Below are 18,036 nucleotides of genomic sequence, written 5' to 3'. Positions count from 1 at the left end.
CGGCAGCACCGGCCTCACGACGCGGACGGCCACCGTCCCGGATGCTGGACAATTGGCCGGTGACCGAACCCGCTGCCCCCTCCGCCCCCTGCGGCATACGCCCGGAACCGGTGGCCGTCCCCGGCCCGGCCGTCTCCGGCGCGCTCCGGCGTGCCGCGCCGGCGCTGCTGGCGTACGCGGCGGTCCGGGTGCTGGGGGTGGCGGTCCTCGCGCTGTGGGGGACGGTGACGGGCAAGGACGCGCACCATCTGCTCTCGGGGCGCTGGGACGCGGTCTGGTACTCCCGGATCGCGGAGGACGGCTATGGGTTCACGCTGACCCTGGCCGGCGGGAAGGTCCACTCCGACCTGGCGTTCTTCCCGCTGCTGCCGTGGCTGGAGCGGGCGCTGTCGGCGGTGCTGCCGCTGTCGGCGGCGGACGCGGGGCTGCTGGTGAGCGCGGTCGCCTCGCTGGCCGCCGCGGCGGGGATCTTCGCGGTCGGCGAGCGGCTGCACGGCCGCCGGGCGGGCGTCGCGCTGGTGGTGCTGTGGGCGGTGCTGCCGGTGGGCGTGGTGCAGTCGATGGCCTACTCGGAGTCCCTGTTCACGGCGCTGGCCGCCTGGAGCCTGTACGCGGTGCTGACCGGCCGCTGGCCGGCGGCCGGAGTGTGTGCCGCGCTGGCCGGGCTGACCCGGCCGGTGGGAGCGGCGGTGGTCGCGGCCGTGTGGGTGACGGCGGCGGTCGCCCTGCTCCGGCGGGACCGGCGGCCGGAGCGTCCCGGGATCCGGCGGATGCTGCTCGGTGTGGCGCTCGCCCCGCTGGGCTGGCTCGCCTACGTCGTCTGGGTCGGCGTGCGGACCGGCGGACCGGCCGGCTATCTGGACGTCCAGGGCGGCTGGGGCAACGGCTTCGACGGCGGTGTGGCGTTCGGTTCGTTCATCGCCGGCCGGTTCACCGGCGCGGCCTGGCCGGCCGGGATGGGCCTGCTGGTGGGCGTGGTGCTGGTGGTGTGGCTGTATATGTCCGGGGCGCGGCGGGGGCAGCCGCTGCCGCTGCTGGTCTACTCGGGGACGGTGCTGCTCCTGGCGCTGACCGCGAAGGGCTACTTCGGCTCCAAGCCGCGGCTGATGCTGCCGGCCTTCCCGCTGCTGCTGCCGCTCGCGACGGCCCTGGCCCGGCTGCGGACGGCGCGGGCGGCGGCGATGGCGGGAGCGCTGGCGCTGGCGGCGGCCTGTTACGGAGCGTTCTGGCTGAACGGCTCGGGACCGCCCTGATCATTGCCATGATCGTTTTCCCTGGTCCGCCGCCACCGCGGCCCGATCACCGGACCGGACGGGCGGGCACTCCCGAAAAGCACGCGAGGAACTCCCGGCACCCACCGATAAACATCCGCACACACTTAATTAAAGGATGTCCCATCTTCCCGGCGGCCTGCTCGGCGGACCTTCTTTAGGTGTTTCTTATTTCCCGGCACGTGGTTCCGGATCCGCCGCATCAAACGTGCCGAAAGTCGTGTTTGAGACGCATTCCACATCACATCGTCATCACAAAGCGGCGGGATCGGCCGGACCCTCCCATCACGCAATGTAACGTCGATTGAGTGCGTACCAACGACGAGCTCGTCCCCGCGGAGGAGCGCCCGACCGAGCCCCCGCGCCCGCGGATGACCAGAACCCGCCTGGGCATCTTCGCGGCGACCTCCGTGGTCTACGCGGCGATCGTGGTCGGCGTGCTCACCACGTCCTGGCCGGTGCGTTTCGACTGGCAGGTCATGCTCTTCCGGCCGTACAAGCAGTGGCCCGAGATCCACACCTTCCTCGACTACTTCGTGGTCCTGGGCCAGCGCGGCCCGACCGCCGTCGCCGTGGCCGCCTGGCTGGGCTGGTGCTGCCACCGCCGCGGGACGCTGCGCCCGCTGCTGGTGCTGGGCACGTCGCTGCTGCTGCTCAACGTGACCGTCGGCGCCGCGAAGATAGGGATGGGGCGGCTCGGGCCGCACTACGCCACCGCCATCGGCTCGAACGAGATGTTCGCCGGCGGCGACATATTCCCCTCGGGCCACACCGCCAACGCGGTGGTCACCTGGGGCGTCCTCGCCTACCTGGCCACCACGCCCCGGGCCCGCAGGATCGCCTCCGTCTCCGCCGCCCTGCTGGCGCTCGGCGTCGGCATGACCACGGTCTACCTCGGTACGCACTGGATGAGCGACGTGACGCTCGGCTGGACCGCGGGGCTGCTGGTGCTGCTGGCCCTGCCCTGGTTCGAGCCGCTGATGGACCGCGCCGAGACCTGGCTGCTGGCCGCCTGGGCGCGGCTGCGCGAGCACGGCGCGGCCCTCGCCCCGGCCGCCGCGGCGACGCCGGTCGGACTGTGGGCGCCCCGCCCGCCGGTCGACGACGCCCTCCCCGTCCGCGAACCGGCGGGCGCCGGGCGGGCCGGACGCGTGGCGGAGGCCCGGCCGCGCGCCGCGGCCCGGCCGCATACCGCCCGCTCGGAGCGGACGCCGGTCACCCCGGCGGGCAGCCGCCGCCCCCCGCACGCCGACCGGACGCCGCGCACCCCGCCGCTGCCGGCCGCCGGCCGCGGCCGGACCGTCGGCTGAGCGGAACGCGCGTACGCACGCGAAGGGCCGCCCCGGGAACTCCGGGGCGGCCCTTCGCACGTGGGAGACCGCTCAGCCCTTCCAGCAGCGCAGCACGGTCCCGTCCGCCACTTCGAGGTTCAGCCGGCCCACCACGTACTCCAGGGTGATCACCGCGCCGGGCGGCAGGGTGCGGACGGTCGTCCAGCCCCGCTCCCGCGCCCGGGCCGCGGCCCGTTCGGCGTCGAGGCCGGCGTAGGCGTCGAGGTCGTCGTCGGGGTCCTGGGGGAGGTTCGGCAGCGGCACCATGCGGCCACCGTAGCCCGCCCGCGGCCGGCCGTGGCCCGCCCGGCCCGCTCCCGCCGAGGCCGGGCGGGCCGGCACCGGCCGTCGCCCGGGCCCCACGGGTCACACTTCTGTCACAGAAATCCGGGACCGCGTTTAGCGCGCCCCACATCACTCCCGCGGGTTCTTTCCCGGCGCCCGGGACACCGCCGGAGGACGTCCGCGGGAAAAGCTCCCGGAATTCACCACTCCCACCCCGCGACTTCCACATTCCTCCGGGAAACCCACACCCCTACCCCCGGTAAGGGAATTCCCGCCGCCTTGCGGACGCAACGCCGCCGGCGCCGCCGCGTTCCGCCGAATTCTGCGGAATATTAAATTCCGTTCGGCCCCGCCCACAGCCGCCCACGGCCACCCGCAGCCTCCGCCTCCGCCGCCCGCGGCCTCCGCCCCGCCCCGTCGAGGCACCCTCGCGCGACCCCCTCCCCCGCGAGCATCATGACGGGTGCCCCGGGGCAAGGGGACGGGGGACGAGCCGTACGAGCCGGAGCAGGCGCGCGGGGCAGGTGAGCGCGCGCCGGGAGCGAGGGGGCACGGATGGAGAGCGACACCGCGGAGGAAAGCGCCGTCCCGGAACGGGACCGGCGGCCCGGAGCGTCCGTGGTCGACTGGCTGACCACCACCGATCACAAAAAGATCGGCAGCCTCTACCTCATCACCTCGTTCGGCTTCTTCCTCGCCGCCGGCCTGCTGGCCCTGCTGATGCGCGCCGAACTGGCCCGCCCCGGACTCCAGATCCTCAGCAACGAGCAGTACAACGAGGCGTTCACCGCCCACGGCACCATCATGCTGCTGCTGTTCGCCACCCCGGCCTTCGCCGGCTTCGCCAACGCGATCATGCCGCTCCAGATCGGCTCGCCGGACGTGGCCTTCCCCCGGCTCAACATGCTCGCCTACTGGCTCTACCTCTTCGGCGGCCTGATCGTGGTCAGCAGCCTGCTGACGCCCGAGGGCGGCGCCTCCTTCGGCTGGACCGCCTACGCGCCGCTGAGTGGCGCCGAGCACTCCCCCGGCGTCGGCGCCGACCTCTGGATCATGGGACTCGCGCTCTCCGGCTTCGGCACGATCCTCGGCGCGGTGAACTTCCTGACGACGGTCATCTGCATGCGCGCCCCCGGGATGACCATGTTCCGGATGCCGGTCTTCACCTGGAACGTGCTGTTCACCTCGATCCTGATCCTGCTGGCCTTCCCGGTGCTGGCCGCCGCGCTGCTCTGCCTGGAGGCCGACCGGCGGTTCGGCGCGGTGGTCTTCGACGCGGCCAACGGCGGGTCGCTGCTGTGGCAGCACCTCTTCTGGTTCTTCGGCCACCCCGAGGTCTACATCATCGCGCTGCCGTTCTTCGGCATCATCACCGAGATCATCCCGGTCTTCTCCCGGAAGCCGGTCTTCGGCTACACCATGCTGATCGGCGCCACCATGGCGATCACGGCCCTGTCCGTGGTGGTCTGGGCGCACCACATGTTCGCCACCGGCGCGGTGCTGCTGCCCTTCTTCTCCCTGCTGTCGTTCCTGATCGCGGTGCCGACGGGGGTGAAGTTCTTCAACTGGATCGGCACGATGTGGCAGGGCTCGCTGTCCTTCGAGTCACCGATGCTGTGGTCGGTCGGCTTCCTGGTCAGCTTCCTCTTCGGCGGCCTCACGGGCGTCATCCTCGCCTCGCCGCCGCTGGACTTCCACGTGACCGACACCTACTTCGTGGTCGCGCACTTCCACTACGTGGTCTTCGGCACGGTGGTGTTCGCGATGTTCGCCGGCTTCTACTTCTGGTGGCCGAAGTTCACCGGCAAGATGCTCGACGAGCGGCTGGCGAAGGTCCACTTCTGGACCCTCTTCGCCGGGTTCCACGGCACCTTCCTCGTCCAGCACTGGCTGGGCGCCGAGGGCATGCCGCGCCGCTACTCCGACTACCTGGCGGCGGACGGCTGGACCGCGCTCAACACCGTCTCCACCATCGGCTCGTTCCTGCTCGGCCTGTCGACGCTGCCGTTCCTCTACAACGTCTGGCACACGGCGCGGTACGGCCGGCGGGTCGAGGTGGAGGACCCCTGGGGCTACGGCCGCTCGCTGGAGTGGGCGACCTCCTGCCCGCCGCCCCGCCACAACTTCGTCACCCTGCCCCGGATCCGCTCCGAGTCGCCCGCCTTCGACCTCCACCACCCGGAGACCGCCGCCCGGCAGCAGCCGCAGGTGGCGCGGGACCCGGCCGGCTGACGGAACCGGCCGGGGGCGTGGGGTCAGGAGACCGGCGGCCGCTCGTCGACGCGGATCGCGAGGTCGTTGTCGGCCGTGTAGTACGGCCCGGCCTGGGCGGGCGCATAGGGGGCGTCGACCGGCTGGGCCGGGTAGACGAAGATCTGCTTCTTCTCCGCGACGTCGTCCAGCAGCCGCGCGACCCGGGCCTCCCCGGTCCCGTCTGTGCGCCGCAGCCACAGGTCCCAGGCGTCCGGACCGCCCTCCCAGCGCTCGCACAGCTCCTGGTGGGCGAGGGTGAACGAGAAGCCGTGGCCCGCCGTCTCCAGCGGCACGGCGCACACCAGCTCCGGGTCCCGGCGGCAGCGGGCCTCGGCCACCGCGCCGGCCAGCCACTCCGCGGGGTCCTCGACGCGGTGCAGGGTGCCGTGGACCGTGACGCCCTTGGCGTCCAGCTCGAGGTCGCCCGCCTCCGCGTGCGGGGCGCGCTGCCAGCTGCGCAGCGAGAGGTTGCCGTGCTTCGTGGCGTAGGGGATGCGCACGGTCAGCGGCGAGGTGCTCGGGCCCGGCCGGCGGTCGACCAGCGAGCGCAGGTCGGCGAGGCCGGGCAGCAGCCGCCGGGGGTCCCCCTCGCCGCCGTCCACGTACACGTCCCAGCGGCCCTCGGGCAGCGGCACGGTGCTCGGCAGCACGGCGCGCAGCCGGCCGTCGCCGTTGGGGGTGAGCGGCAGGCGGACCTCATCGTCGGCGTTCTCGACGGCGTCACCGCCCCGGCGGAGCAGCACCAGCGCCGCCGACCAGTGGCCGGAGGCGTCGGCCCCCTCGGGGGCGTCGAGGTCGAAGGTGAGTCCGCCCGCGGAATCCGCGATGCAGTCGGCGCGCGGCGCGGCAGACACGATGGTGAACTCCTCGGGTACGGGCGAGCCCGCGTTCGCGGGCCCGGCGGGGGTCGGGGCGGGTGTCATGCGGCACGCCCCCGGCGCAGTGCGGGGCGGACGGCGTCCTTGGTCCGCAGGGCGCCGCTCAGCAGGGCGCCGCGGGTGCGGTGCAGGGAGCCGCGCAGCGCGCCGCGGCCGGTGAGCTCGGCGAAGAGCCGCTCGTAGCGGCCGCCGATCTCGGCGGGGTCGAAGCGGGCCGAGCTCTCCAGGGCGGCCCGGCCCATCCGGCGGCGCAGCTCGTCGTCGTTGATGAGCTTCAGCAGCCCGGCGGCGATGGCGTCCGTCTTGCCGACCGGCACCAGCAGGCCGTCGACACCGTTGTCGATGATCTCGCCCGGGCCGTGCGGGCAGTCCGTGGAGACCACGGGCAGGCCGCAGCGCATCGCCTCGACGATGGTCATCCCGAAGGACTCCAGGCTGGAGGTGACGGCGCCGATGGAGCCCTTCACCCACTCCGGGTCCAGGGGATTGGCGGGACCCATGAGGAAGACGTGGTTGTAGAGGCCGAGCTTGTCGATGAGGGCACGCAGCTTGGCCTTCTCCGCGCCGCCGCCGTAGATCCGCAGCCGCCAGTCGGGGCGCTCGGCGACGACCTTGCCGAAGGCCTTGATCAGCACGTCGTACCGCTTGGCGGGGGCCAGTCGGCCGGCCGCGACGACCCACTTGCCGGTGGAGTCGGCGGGGGCGACGACGGGGGCCGGGATGCTGTTGGGCACGGCCTCGACCCGGACGCCGGGGAGCCGCATCAGCTTGCGGTACGTGGCCGCGTCCGCCTCGGTGACCGTGGTGACCGCGTCCAGCCGCGGGTAGTGGGTGCGCAGCGTCAGCTTCAGCGGCGCGGAGTGGGTGCTCAGCGTCAGGTGCTCCTGGCCGACCCGGGCGATGCCGCGCCGGGCCTGCTGGGCGATGTGCACGTTCAGGCCCGGGCGGGTGCCCACCACCACGTCGCAGTCCAGGGCGCGCAGGTGGTCGGCGATGCGGCGGTCGGTGAGGGCGCTGTACTGCTTGTAGCGGCCCTCGGTGGACGGGAAGACGGTCGCCGGACGCTCGTACTCCGGATCGTTCCCCTCGTACCCGGGGCTGTCCTTCCGCAGATCCACGAGGTGGCGCAGCCGCACGCTGCCGGACGGCGCGAAGACGGGCTCGTCGCGGTGGCGGAACACCGAGACGATCTCCACGTCGTGGTGCTCGGCGAGCGTCCCCGCCAGGTTGAACGTGGTGCGGATGGTGCCGCCGATGCCGTAGGCATTGTGAATCAGGAATGAGATGTGCATTCGTCCCCGCAGCCGGTGTGCGCGCCTCGTGGCCCGCCTCCTGAAGATTAGACCGTACCGACGATCAGGAGGTTGGCCCCGATCATCAACTCGATCTCGGAACGATGAGCATTCCATGACGGGACCGGGTGTTTTCGGCCACCGTCCCCGATGCCGTGAAGCGCCCCGGCACAGGGCGTGACCCAGGCCGCGCGTCGTCCGTTGTCTTCGTGACGCGCCGGGAACCGCCCGGCGCGCGCGCAACCGCACCGGAAGTCCGAGGAGCCCCCCGTGCCTCGCATGCTCGACGTCAGCGACGAAGTACGCGCCGAGATCGGCGACGAAGAAGCGGACCGACTGCTCGGGGGCGACAACGCCCCGGGCACGTACGACTGCACCTCCTGCCGCACGCCCGGCGACAGTGAGCGGGAGCGCACCAGCACGGTGCTCTTCGTCGGGGAGGAGACGGCCGTCCTGGCCTTCGCGCACGCCTCCTGCATCCCCTCCCAGGTGGTGCCGGTCTCCGAGGAGCAGCTCCAGGGCGCCGTCCGCTCCATCACCGGCGGCGACGCCGGGCAGCAGGGCGGGCAGGGCGGCGAGCAGCCCCCGGGCGACCTGCCGCTCCAGGCCGAGCTGGGCGTCACCAGCGGGCTGCTGCTGATCAACGGGGAGGTGCAGCCGGCGCTCGTCGTGGAGCCGCTGGTGCCGATCGCCCGGCCGGGCACCACCGGCCCGGTCGACGTCTTCCTGGAGCTCCTCAACGAACAGGGCTTCGCCCCCGTCACCGCCATCGACCAACTGCCCGACCTCACCCCCGGCTGGTCGGTGCTGCTGGTGACGGGCCGGCTGCACGCCGTCCTCCAGCCGAACGCCAACGGGGGCCAGCCGGTGGCCTGGTGGCAGGCGCACCAGCCGATGCAGGTGGCCGAGGAGTGGCGGTCGGCGGTCAACAAGACCGGCCGGGTCCTGGTGTACGCGGCACCCGTCGGCACGATCGGCCAGCAGCCGCGCGAGGACCTGCTCCGCGAGGCGATGGACCGCGCGGCGGCCTCGGGCCGGCTGGTCGGCGCGGCAATGCCGCTCGCGGGCACGTGAGGGCTGGGCGCCTGATCACCGGGCGTCCGGCCGGCGGGCGCCTGACCAGCGGCCACGCCGTCGTCCGTACCACCGGCGCTCATAGCACCGGCGGTCGCACGAACGGCGGGCACATGACCGGCGGCGTGCGCCCCGCCGTGCACCCGGCGCACCCCCGATTCCCCCGGTTTCCGCGTAACCCGGCGCTGTCCGCCCCGCATCCGAAGCGGGCCGGGGTCGTTGGCAGGGATGTGTACTCTTACGAACCCGCTTCCCGGACCTCGTACCAGAACTACATCCCCGGCATGCGCCCACCCCGCGAAGCCGATCGCGGCCGTACGGAGTCGGTGACCCCGATCTACGACGCCCTCTGCTCCGAGTACCGCCGGGCCTTCCGGACGCTCCCCGGCGACCGGGCGGGCGAGGAGGAGCTGGCGTTCAAGGGCTTCGGGCCCCAGCCGCAGCCCTACGGCGGCGGCACCGGCCAGGGCTACTACGGCCGGCTCACCGGCCACTCCCCCTACCCCGGTCAGTCCGGCTGGACGGACGGCTGGGACGGCTACCCCGCCCAGGGCCGGGGCCGCGGCGGCCTCCAGGCCCTCCCACCGGGCAATCCGGACGGGCGCCGGCGGGGGTACTGAACGCCCGCCGGGCAGCGGGTCCCCGTCCTCAGGAGCCGGGCGGGGCGACGGCCCGTCCGGGCTCCATGAGACAGGCGCGACCGTGACCTCTCGGGGGCAGCGGCCCCCGACCGCCGCCTACTTCCCGCACCCGCACCGGCCGCGACCACCCGGGGGCAACCCCCGGACCCCCGGCCCGAAGCCCCCTCGCCCGACCGCCGCCTACTTCTTGCGGCTCCGCTTCTCCCGCACCCGCACCGAGATGTGGATCGGCGTCCCCTCGAAGCCGAACTCCTCCCGCAGCCGCCGCTCGACGAAGCGCCGGTAGCCCGCCTCCAGGAAGCCGGAGGCGAAGAGGACGAACCGCGGCGGGCGGGTGCCCGCCTGGGTGCCGAAGAGGATGCGGGGCTGCTTGCCGCCGCGGATCGGGTGCGGGTGGGCCGCGACGAGCTCGCCGAGGAAGGCGTTGAGGCGCCCGGTGGGCACCCGGGTCTCCCAGCCGGCGAGGGCGGTCTCCATGGCCGGGACCAGCTTCTCCATGTGCCGGCCGGTCTTCGCGGAGACGTTCACCCGCGGCGCCCAGGCGATCTGGCCGAGCTCGGTCTCGATCTCCCGCTCCAGGTAGAAGCGGCGCTCCTCGTCGAGGGTGTCCCACTTGTTGATCGCGAGCACCAGCGCACGCCCGGCCTCGACGGCCATGGTGACGATCCGCTGGTCCTGGACGCTGATGGACTCGCTCGCGTCGATGAGGACGACGGCCAGCTCGGCCTTCTCCACGGCGGCGGCGGTGCGCAGCGAGGCGTAGTAGTCGGCGCCCTCCTGGAGGTGGACGCGGCGCCGGATGCCGGCGGTGTCCACGAACTTCCAGGTCTTGCCGCCGAGCTCGATCAGCTCGTCGACCGGGTCGCGGGTGGTGCCGGCCAGCTCGTTGACGACGACGCGCTCCTCGCCGGCCACCTTGTTGAGCATCGAGGACTTGCCGACGTTCGGACGGCCGATCAGCGCGATCCGGCGGGGGCCGCCGACGGCGGTGCCGAAGGTCTGCGCCGGGGCCTCGGGCAGCGCCTCCAGGACGGCGTCCAGCATGTCGCCGGTGCCGCGGCCGTGCAGGGCCGAGACGGGGTGCGGCTCGCCGAGGCCCAGCGACCACAGCGCGGTGGCGTCGGCCTCGCCGGACTGGCCGTCGACCTTGTTGGCGCAGAGCACGACGGGCTTGCCGGCCCGGCGGAGCAGCTTGACGACGGCCTCGTCGGTGTCGGTGGCGCCGACCGCGGAGTCGACGACGAAGACGACGGCGTCGGCGGCCTCGATGGCGAACTCGGCCTGGGCGGCGACGGACGCGTCGATGCCGAGGACGTCCTGCTCCCAGCCGCCGGTGTCGACGACCTTGAAGCGGCGGCCGGCCCACTCGGCCTCGTAGGTGACGCGGTCGCGGGTGACGCCCGGACGGTCCTCGACGACGGCCTCGCGGCGGCCGATGATGCGGTTCACCAGGGTCGACTTGCCGACGTTCGGGCGGCCGACGACGGCGAGGACGGGCAGCGGGCCGTGGCCGGCGGCGGCGAGCTCGCTCTCGATCTCGTCGGCCCCGAAGCCCTCCAGAGCGGCGAGCTCCATGAACTCCGCGTACTCGGCGTCGCCAAGCTCACCGTGCTCGTCGCCGGTGTGGATCTGGTCGTTCATGGAGTCCGTTCCTCGTTCTTCTTCGTCGTCGGCGGCCCTGACGGGTCCGCTACTCAAGTTTCGTTCAGCGGCCGGTGAAGCGCTTGGCGTCCGCCAGGTGCGCGCTCAGCCGCCGCTGGATGCGTACGGTCGCCTCGTCCAGCGCCGTACGCGTGCGCCGCCCGCTGCCGTCGCCGGCCTCGAAGGCGTCGCCGAAGACGACGTCGACGCGGCCGCGCAGCGGCGGCAGGCCCGGGACGAGCCGGCTCCTGCGCTCGGCGCTGCCGAGGACCGCGACCGGGACGACGGGCGCCCCGGAGCGCAGGGCGAAGTACGCCAGTCCGCCCCGCAGCGAGGCGAAGTCGCCCTCGCCCCGGGTGCCCTCGGGGAAGATCCCCAGCACCCCGCCGGCCGCCAGGACGTCCAGCGCGTCGGTGACGGCGGTCCGGTCGGCGCCGGAGCGGTCGACCTTCAGCTGGCCGATGCCGCGCAGGAAGGGGTCCAGCGGGCCGACGAACGCTTCCTTCTTGATCAGGAGGGCCCCGCCGCGGGCACCCGCCAGGCGCCCAGCACACGGGGCTTCCACAGCCCGTTCATCAGGCCGATGCCGATCCGTCTCCCGACGGCCGCACCGGCGGCGGAGGCGGTCACGCGGAACGCGCCTCCGTGGACCGCTTCTCCTCCACCAGGGTCACCACGCACTCGATCACCTGGTCGAGCGTGAGCTCGGTGGTGTCGACCTCGACCGCGTCCCCGGCCTTGGCGAGCGGGGAGGTCTTGCGGCCGGAGTCGGCGGCGTCCCGCTTGATCAGGGCGGCCTGGGTGCTGGCCAGGTCGGCGGCCTCCTTGCCCTTGAGCTCACCGGCGCGGCGGGCGGCACGGGCCTCCGGCGAGGCGGTGAGGAAGATCTTCAGGTCGGCGTCGGGGAGGACGGTGGTGCCGATGTCCCGGCCCTCGACGACGATGCCGAGCGGCGCCTCGGCGGCCATGGACCGCTGGAGCTCGGTGAGCCGCGTCCGCACCTCGGGCACCGCGCTGACGGCGCTGACCGCCGCGGTGACCTCCTGGGTGCGGATCGGCTGGGCGGCGTCCAGGCCGTCCACCGTGATGGTGGGCGCGGACGGGTCGGTGCCGGAGACGAGGTCGGGCTTGCCCGCGGCGGCGGCCACGGCCGCGGCGTCGTTCACGTCGACGCCGTTGCTCAGCATCCACCAGGTGATCGCCCGGTACTGGGCGCCGGTGTCCAGGTAGCGGAGGCCGAGCTTGGCGGCGACGGCCTTCGAGGTGCTGGACTTGCCCGTGCCGGAGGGGCCGTCGATGGCGACGATGACTGCTGCCGGTGCGGTCCGGGCGGCGGTTTCCACGGTGTCTGACACCTTCCTCGTGCACGGCGGCGGGTCGTCGCTGCCTGGCTGGGCCCGTTGGGGGCTCACCCAAGGTTACTGGCTCGCCGGACCGGCCCGTACAGCCGCGCTCCCCGGCCCCCGGCCGCCGGCTACTGGCGCAGCGACCAGCCGCGCTCCCGGAGGGTGTCCGCGAGACCGTCGGCGGCCTTCGGCTCGACCATCAGCTGGATCAGGCCGCTCTGCCGGCCGGTGGCGTGCTCGATGCGCACGTCCTCGATGTTGACGCCGGCCCGGCCCGCGTCGGCGAAGATCCGGGCCAGCTCGCCCGGCTGGTCGCCGATGAGGACGGTCACCGTCTCGTACGCGGCCGGGGCCGAGCCGTGCTTGCCGGGGACGCGGGCCCGGCCGGTGTTGCCGCGGCGCAGCACGTCCTCCAGGCCCGCCGCCGCCTCCTCGTCGGCGGAGTCGCCCGCGCTGTCGAGGGCGCGCAGGGCCCGTACCGTCCCCTCCAGGTCGGCGGCGACGGCGGCGAGGACGTCCGCGACCGGGCCCGGGTTGGCGGCGAGGATCTCCAGCCACATGCGGGGATCGGAGGCGGCGATCCGGGTCACGTCCCGGATGCCCTGGCCGCACAGCCGTACGGCCGTCTCGTCGGCCTCCGCCAGGCGGGCGGCGACCATGCTGGAGACGAGCTGGGGGGTGTGCGAGACGAGCGCGACGGCCCGGTCGTGGGCGTCGGCGTCCATGACGACGGGGACGGCCCGGCAGTGGGCGATCAGTTCGAGGGCGATGTTGAGGACCTCGGTGTCGGTCTCCCGGGTCGGGGTCAGCACCCAGGGGCGGCCCTCGAACAGGTCGGCGGAGGCGGCCATCGGGCCCGAGCGCTCACGGCCGGCCATGGGGTGGGTGCCCAGGTAGCCGGAGAGGTCGCAGCCCAGCGCCTCCAGCTCCCGGCGCGGGCCGCCCTTGACGCTGGCGACGTCGAGGTAGGCGCGGCCCCGGCCGGCCCCGATCGCGTCCGCGAGGGTGGCGGCGACGTGCGCGGGGGGCACGGCGACGACGACGAGGTCGCAGCGGCCCTCCGGCTCCTCCTCCGTGCCGGCGCCCCGGGCGGCGGCCATCCGGGCCCGGTCGGGGTCGTGGTCGCTGAGGTGGACCCGGACCCCCCGGCCCGCCAGGGCGAGCGCGGCGGAGGTGCCGATCAGTCCGGTGCCGATGACGAGAGCGGTTCTCACGGGCGGGTCCTTGCGCTGGGCCGCGGCGGAGCCCGGCGCACTCGGGCGGGTCCGGCCGCGGGACGGGCGGTCACGACGGGCACGGGGAGCCCGGCCCGGCCCGGTGACTCCGGGGCGCGCCCCGGCGGCGTCCGGACGGCCCCCGCGGGCCCAGCCTAGGGCGTCCCGGGCCGGGCCGGGCGCGGGGCCGCCGGAAGGACCCGGCGCGGAGCGGGCCGCCGCGACTGCGGCGGCCCCTTCGGGTAGAAGGGGGGCATGATCTTTCACGTGGTTCCCCTGGACGACTGGCTCGCCGTCCCCGACCGCCCCTTCGCCCCCGCCTCCCTCGACGAGGAGGGCTTCGTGCACTGCTCCCCCGACGAGGAGACGACGCTCGCCGTGGCCTCCGCTTTCTACCGGGACGTCAAGGGGCCGCTGATGGCGCTGCTGATCGACGAGCACAAGCTGGGCGTCCTGGTCCGCTGGGAGGCGGCCGACCCGGCCCCGCCGCCCGGCACCGCGCCGGGCACGCTGTTCCCGCACGTCTACGGGCGGATCAACCGGGACGCGGTCGAGGGGATGATGGAGATCCGGCGGGACGAGGACGGGCGGGCGGAGAGCCTGGCGGTGTGGTCGTGACCCGCCTGGCGCGGACGTGACCGGCGCGGCGCGGACATGACCGGCGCGGTGCGGGCGTGATCCGCCCGACGTGGGCGTGACGCGCGCGGCGTGGTCGGCGGACCGCCGGCCTGCCGGCGGGCCAGGGCGTGCGCGGCGGCCGGCGCGGTTGCGACGGGCGGCGCTCCGGTGACGGACGGCCCGGGCTCGGCCCGGCGGCCCGCCGGGAAACGGTGTGACGCGCCGGCCTCCCGGCGGCCACAATGCGGACCATGCACGCCCTGGTGACCGACCACACGATCTACTCCTGCGTCATGGGCTCGCGCGCCTTCGGGCTGGACACCGAGGCGAGCGACACCGACCGGCGCGGGGTGTACGCGGCCCCCGCCGCGCTGTTCTGGGGCTTCGACAAGCCGCCGACGCACGTCGAGGGGCCCGCGCCGGAGCAGTTCTCCTGGGAGCTGGAACGCTTCTGCGAACTGGCTCTGCGGGCCAACCCCACCGCCCTCGAATGCCTCCACTCCCCGCTCGTCGAGTACGCCGACGAGCGGGGCCGGGAGCTGCTCGCGCTGCGCGGGGCGTTCCTCTCCCGGCTGGCACACCGGACGTTCACCGGTTACGCGGACGCGCAGCGGGCGAAGTCCGACGCCTCCGTGCTGCGGACCGGCGCCCCGAACTGGAAACAGGTCATGCACCTGATACGGATCCTGGAGAGCGCCCGCGACCTGCTGCGCACCGGTGTCCTCACCCTCACCGTAGGCGACCGGCGCGAGGAGCTGCTGGCCGTCCGGCGGGGCGAGCTGCCCTGGCCGGAGGCGGAGCGCCGGCTGGACCGGCTGCGCGACGAACTGGAGGCGGCCGCGGACCGCACCCCGCTGCCGGCCGGGCCGGACCGGGCGCGGGTGGAGGACTTCCTGGTCCGAGTGCGGCGGGAGTCCGTAGCGGCGGCGGGCTGAGGGCCCGGACGACGGGCCGGGCCGATCGCCGGCGGGGGCGCGTCACGCCCGGTCCCGCAGCGCGCCGGGCCATCCCGCCCTGGGCTGGTCCCGGGCAGGCCGGCGCCCCGTACACGCCCGGGAGCGGCTGCCTCGCGGGCCCGGCCCGGGACTCCCCGGCGCCACACGGGCCGGGCCCGGAAGTGGCGCCGGTACAGGCCCGGCCCCGGACTCGGATCGTCCCGCACCCGGCCGGCCCGCACCGCTCCCGGGCGGCCCGCTAGCCCACGCACGGCCGTGTCGGTGTCACACATCGGCCAAGGATCGCGGGCGCCCCGGTGCGGCGGCGGGCCGGGCCGCCGCCGCACCGGGAGGGCACACGGACCCTAGAGCTCGACCTCGCGCATCAGCATGCCCACCTCGGTGTTGGTGAGCCGCCGCAGCCAGCCGGACTTCTGGTCGCCCAGGGCGATCGGCCCGAACGAGGTGCGGACGAGCTTCTCGACCGGGAAGCCGGCCTCGGCCAGCATCCGGCGCACGATGTGCTTGCGGCCCTCGTGGAGGGTGACCTCGACCAGGTAGTTCTTGCCGGTCTGCTGGATGACCCGGAAGTCGTCGGCGCGCGCGTAGCCGTCCTCCAGCTCGATGCCGCTCTTGAGCCGCTTGCCGATGTCGCGCGGCAGCGGCCCGGTGATGGCGGCCAGGTAGGTCTTCTGGACGCCGTAGCGGGGGTGGGTGAGGCGGTGGGCCAGCTCGCCGTGGTTGGTGAGCAGGATGATGCCCTCGGTCTCCGTGTCGAGGCGGCCGACGTGGAAGAGCCGGGTCTCGCGGTTGGTGACGTAGTCGCCGAGGCACTGGCGGCCGTCCGGGTCCTCCATGGTGGAGACGACGCCGGCCGGCTTGTTGAGCGCGAAGAACAGGTACGACTGGGTGGCGACGGTCAGGCCGTCCACCTTGATCTCGTCCTTCTCGGGGTCGACGCGCAGCCCCTGCTCGGTGACGATCTGCCCGTTGACCTCGACGCGGGCCTGCTCGATCAGCTCCTCGCAGGCGCGGCGGGAGCCCATGCCGGCCCGGGCCAGCACCTTCTGCAGGCGCTCGCCCTCCTGCTCGCCGAACGTCTTCGGCAGCTTGACCTGGGGCTTGTTGTGCCGCTCCCGGTTGCGCTCCTCGATCTTGGCGTCGAGCTCGCGCGGGCGCGCCGGGGCCGTCCGCCGGTCGCTGCCGGCCGACGGGCTGCGGCGCGGGCCGCCCTTGGCACCGCCGCGGGCCGAGGTGCCCCGGCCGGAGGACGGGCCACGTCCTCCGCTGCGCTCGCCCTCGGGGCCGACGTCGTAACGGCGCTCCTCCGGGCGCGGACGGCGCGGGCGCTGCTCCGGCCGCCGCTCGTCGCGCCGGCCGTCCTGCCGGTCGTCGCGACGCTCGTAGCGCCCGCCCTCGGAGCGGCCGGCGTCGTAGCGCCCGCCGCCGGAGCGGCCGCCGCCCGCACGCCCGCCGCCGGAGGAGGGACGGGGGGACCCGCCGCTCCGGCCGCCGCCGCTTCGGCCGCCGCCGCCCCGGTTGTCCCGGTTGCCGCTTCCGCTGTTCCTGCCGCTGCTTCGCATCAAAGTTCCGTCTTGTCGTCCGCTTCGGTGTCCGGGGCGTCCGGATCGAACGACGGGACCCCCTCCTGGGAGTCGCCCTCGACCGCGTCCGCCTCCGGGAGGAACGGTGCGAGCTCGGGAAGCTCGTCCAGACCGCGCAGGCCCATCCGCTCCAGGAAATAGTTCGTCGTCCTGTACAGGATCGCACCTGTTTCGGGTTCCGTCCCCGTCTCCTCCACGAGGCCGCGCTGGAGGAGGGTGCGCATGACGCCGTCGCAGTTCACCCCGCGCACCGCGGAGACCCGCGAACGGCTGACCGGCTGACGGTACGCGACGACGGCCAGGGTCTCCAACGCGGCCTGCGTCAGCCGGGCCTGCTGCCCGTCCAGGACGAACGCCTCGACCGCGTCCGCGTAGGCGGGCCGGCTGAAGAACCGCCACCCGCCGCCGACCTCCCGCAGCTCGAAGCCGCGGCCCTGCGCGGTGTACTCGTCGGCCAGCGCGCGCAGCCCGGCGGCGATGTCGCGGCGCGGGCGTTCGAGGATCCGGGCCAGGTGCTCCTCGGCGACGGGCTCGTCGACGACCATGAGGACGGCTTCGAGGGCGGGCCCGAGGGGAAGCGCGCCCACGACGCCCGTCTCGTCCTCTGTACCGCTGCCAGCGCTCATTCCGCCGCCTTCCCTTCCTCTTCCTCGGGTTCCCGGTCGAACTCGTCAGTGACCACGGGTGTGCCGCCGTCCGTCCCCGTCCAGCGGACGGTCAGCGTCCCCAGCGCCTCTTCCTGGTCGAGGGCGACCGCCCGCTCGCGGTAGAGCTCCAGGAGGGCGAGGAAGCGGGCGACGACGGTGAGGCCGTCCGCGGCGTCGGCGGTCAGCTCCTCGAACGTCGCCTCCCCCGCCTCCCGCAGCCTGGCGACCACCACCCCCGCCTGCTCCCGGACGCTCACCAGCGGCGCGTGGATGTGATCCACGTACACCTGCGGCGCGGGCCTGGGCTGCATCGCCTTCACCGCGAGCTCGGCGAATCGTTCCGGCCCGATCCCGAGCACGACCTCCGGCAGCAGCTCCGCGAACCGCGGCTCCAGACCGACGGTACGCGGGCGGCGGCGGCCCTCGGTGGCCATCCGCTCCCCGAGGATCGCCGCGATCCTCTTGTACGCGCGGTACTGCAGCAGCCGGGCGAAGAGCAGGTCCCGCGCTTCGAGCAGGGCGAGGTCGGCCTCGTCCTCCACCTCGGCGGCGGGCAGCAGCCGGGCCGCCTTGAGATCCAGCAGCGTGGACGCGACGACGAGGAACTCGGTCGTCTGATCGAGGTCGAAGTCGGGGCCCATGGCGCGGAGGTGCGCCATGAACTCGTCGGTGACCTGGGAGAGGGCCACTTCGGTGACGTCGAGCTTGTGCTTGGCGATGAGCTGGAGGAGGAGGTCGAAGGGGCCTTCGAAGTTGTCGAGGTGCAGCGTGAAGCGGCTGCTGTCGGGGGTGGGTTCTTCCCCGGCCCCGCCCCTTCCCGAAACCGTGGGCTCCGCCCCCGGCCCCCCGACGCGACGGCCGCCGTCACCATCGCCGCCCTCAGCCGGCACGGCCGGCACAGCGCCCGACCCCGGCACGGCCGGCACAGCGCCCGACCCCGGCACGGCCGGCACAGCGCCCGACCCCGGCACGGCCGGCACAGCGCCCGACCCCGGCACGGCCGGCA

The 18,036-nt window shown here is 74.2% G+C and carries 16 protein-coding genes and 1 pseudogene; 7 read left to right on the top strand and 10 right to left on the bottom strand.

Annotated elements, in window-relative coordinates; genetic code table 11:
* The first annotated feature begins 41 nt into the window (after positions 1 to 41).
* Both ACH4PU_RS09675 and ACH4PU_RS09670 read left to right on the top strand, forming a co-directional pair.
* Positions 42 to 1,253 (top strand): hypothetical protein, encoded by a 1,212-nt coding sequence (locus ACH4PU_RS09675; protein ID WP_398268634.1) that lies wholly within the window; start codon positions 42 to 44, stop codon positions 1,251 to 1,253.
* A 326-nt stretch (positions 1,254 to 1,579) separates the two neighbouring features.
* Entirely contained in the window at positions 1,580 to 2,581 is a 1,002-nt protein-coding gene (locus ACH4PU_RS09670) for a phosphatase PAP2 family protein (RefSeq protein ID WP_398268631.1), read from the top strand.
* A gap of 72 nt (positions 2,582 to 2,653) precedes the next feature.
* Here ACH4PU_RS09670 and ACH4PU_RS09665 read toward each other — a convergent pair whose 3' ends face one another.
* Positions 2,654 to 2,869 (bottom strand): I78 family peptidase inhibitor, encoded by a 216-nt coding sequence (locus tag ACH4PU_RS09665; protein WP_398268628.1) that lies wholly within the window; start codon positions 2,867 to 2,869, stop codon positions 2,654 to 2,656.
* Positions 2,870 to 3,442: 573 nt separating this feature from the next.
* Here ACH4PU_RS09665 and ctaD point away from each other — a divergent pair.
* Complete coding sequence (gene ctaD, locus ACH4PU_RS09660) at positions 3,443 to 5,119, top strand: cytochrome c oxidase subunit I (RefSeq protein ID WP_398268625.1); 1,677 nt, start codon at positions 3,443 to 3,445, stop codon at positions 5,117 to 5,119.
* 23 nt (positions 5,120 to 5,142) lie between these two features.
* Here the strand turns inward: ctaD and ACH4PU_RS09655 are convergent, their stop codons facing one another.
* Both ACH4PU_RS09655 and ACH4PU_RS09650 read right to left on the bottom strand, forming a co-directional pair.
* Positions 5,143 to 6,063, bottom strand: a complete 921-nt coding sequence (locus tag ACH4PU_RS09655) for a hypothetical protein (RefSeq protein WP_398268622.1) — start codon at positions 6,061 to 6,063, stop codon at positions 5,143 to 5,145.
* On the bottom strand, positions 6,060 to 7,310 hold the full coding sequence (locus ACH4PU_RS09650; protein ID WP_398268619.1) for a glycosyltransferase family 4 protein: 1,251 nt from the start codon (positions 7,308 to 7,310) through the stop codon (positions 6,060 to 6,062). Before ACH4PU_RS09650 ends, ACH4PU_RS09655 begins: the two co-directional genes overlap by 4 nt.
* A 270-nt stretch (positions 7,311 to 7,580) precedes the next feature.
* Here ACH4PU_RS09650 and ACH4PU_RS09645 point away from each other — a divergent pair, with 270 nt between their 5' ends.
* Both ACH4PU_RS09645 and ACH4PU_RS09640 read left to right on the top strand, forming a co-directional pair.
* Positions 7,581 to 8,384, top strand: coding sequence for a hypothetical protein (locus tag ACH4PU_RS09645; protein WP_398268616.1), 804 nt, complete (start codon positions 7,581 to 7,583; stop codon positions 8,382 to 8,384).
* Positions 8,385 to 8,668: 284 nt separating this feature from the next.
* Complete coding sequence (locus tag ACH4PU_RS09640) at positions 8,669 to 9,004, top strand: hypothetical protein (protein ID WP_398268613.1); 336 nt, start codon at positions 8,669 to 8,671, stop codon at positions 9,002 to 9,004.
* A 201-nt stretch (positions 9,005 to 9,205) separates the two neighbouring features.
* Here the strand turns inward: ACH4PU_RS09640 and der are convergent, their stop codons facing one another.
* The 4 genes and pseudogenes from der to ACH4PU_RS09620 all read right to left on the bottom strand — a co-directional run bounded on the left by der (position 9,206) and on the right by ACH4PU_RS09620 (position 13,226).
* Positions 9,206 to 10,666, bottom strand: coding sequence for a ribosome biogenesis GTPase Der (gene der, locus ACH4PU_RS09635; protein WP_398268610.1), 1,461 nt, complete (start codon positions 10,664 to 10,666; stop codon positions 9,206 to 9,208).
* Positions 10,667 to 10,730: 64 nt separating this feature from the next.
* Positions 10,731 to 11,242 (bottom strand): annotated as a pseudogene (locus ACH4PU_RS09630) (lysophospholipid acyltransferase family protein).
* A gap of 50 nt (positions 11,243 to 11,292) precedes the next feature.
* Positions 11,293 to 12,021: a (d)CMP kinase gene (cmk, locus tag ACH4PU_RS09625; protein WP_398268607.1), complete on the bottom strand. Its 729-nt coding sequence runs from the start codon at positions 12,019 to 12,021 to the stop codon at positions 11,293 to 11,295.
* Positions 12,022 to 12,140: 119 nt separating this feature from the next.
* Entirely contained in the window at positions 12,141 to 13,226 is a 1,086-nt protein-coding gene (locus tag ACH4PU_RS09620; protein ID WP_398268604.1) for a prephenate dehydrogenase, read from the bottom strand.
* A 255-nt stretch (positions 13,227 to 13,481) separates the two neighbouring features.
* Between ACH4PU_RS09620 and ACH4PU_RS09615 the strand changes: the two genes are divergently transcribed.
* Positions 13,482 to 13,844, top strand: a complete 363-nt coding sequence (locus ACH4PU_RS09615) for a DUF952 domain-containing protein (RefSeq protein WP_185944589.1) — start codon at positions 13,482 to 13,484, stop codon at positions 13,842 to 13,844.
* Positions 13,845 to 14,086: 242 nt separating this feature from the next.
* Positions 14,087 to 14,779: a DNA polymerase beta superfamily protein gene (locus tag ACH4PU_RS09610; protein WP_398268601.1), complete on the top strand. Its 693-nt coding sequence runs from the start codon at positions 14,087 to 14,089 to the stop codon at positions 14,777 to 14,779.
* Between the two features lie 365 nt (positions 14,780 to 15,144).
* Here ACH4PU_RS09610 and ACH4PU_RS09605 read toward each other — a convergent pair whose 3' ends face one another.
* From ACH4PU_RS09605 to ACH4PU_RS09595, 3 genes are read right to left on the bottom strand one after another with little or no spacing between them, the layout of a single operon-like run.
* Positions 15,145 to 16,362 (bottom strand): pseudouridine synthase, encoded by a 1,218-nt coding sequence (locus ACH4PU_RS09605; RefSeq protein WP_398268598.1) that lies wholly within the window; start codon positions 16,360 to 16,362, stop codon positions 15,145 to 15,147.
* Positions 16,362 to 17,009: an SMC-Scp complex subunit ScpB gene (gene scpB / locus ACH4PU_RS09600; protein WP_398268595.1), complete on the bottom strand. Its 648-nt coding sequence runs from the start codon at positions 17,007 to 17,009 to the stop codon at positions 16,362 to 16,364. The genes ACH4PU_RS09605 and scpB overlap by 1 nt, the downstream gene beginning before the upstream one ends.
* Positions 17,006 to 18,010 carry a segregation and condensation protein A gene (locus ACH4PU_RS09595; RefSeq protein ID WP_398269868.1) on the bottom strand — a complete coding sequence of 335 codons (1,005 nt, stop codon included), beginning with the start codon at positions 18,008 to 18,010 and terminating at the stop codon, positions 17,006 to 17,008. The genes scpB and ACH4PU_RS09595 overlap by 4 nt, the downstream gene beginning before the upstream one ends.
* Positions 18,011 to 18,036: the final 26 nt, after the last annotated feature.

It is taken from the genome of Streptomyces sp. NPDC021100 (genome assembly GCF_044333095.1).
Lineage (GTDB): Bacteria > Actinomycetota > Actinomycetes > Streptomycetales > Streptomycetaceae > Streptomyces.
This window is presented reverse-complemented; position numbering and strand designations above follow the sequence as displayed.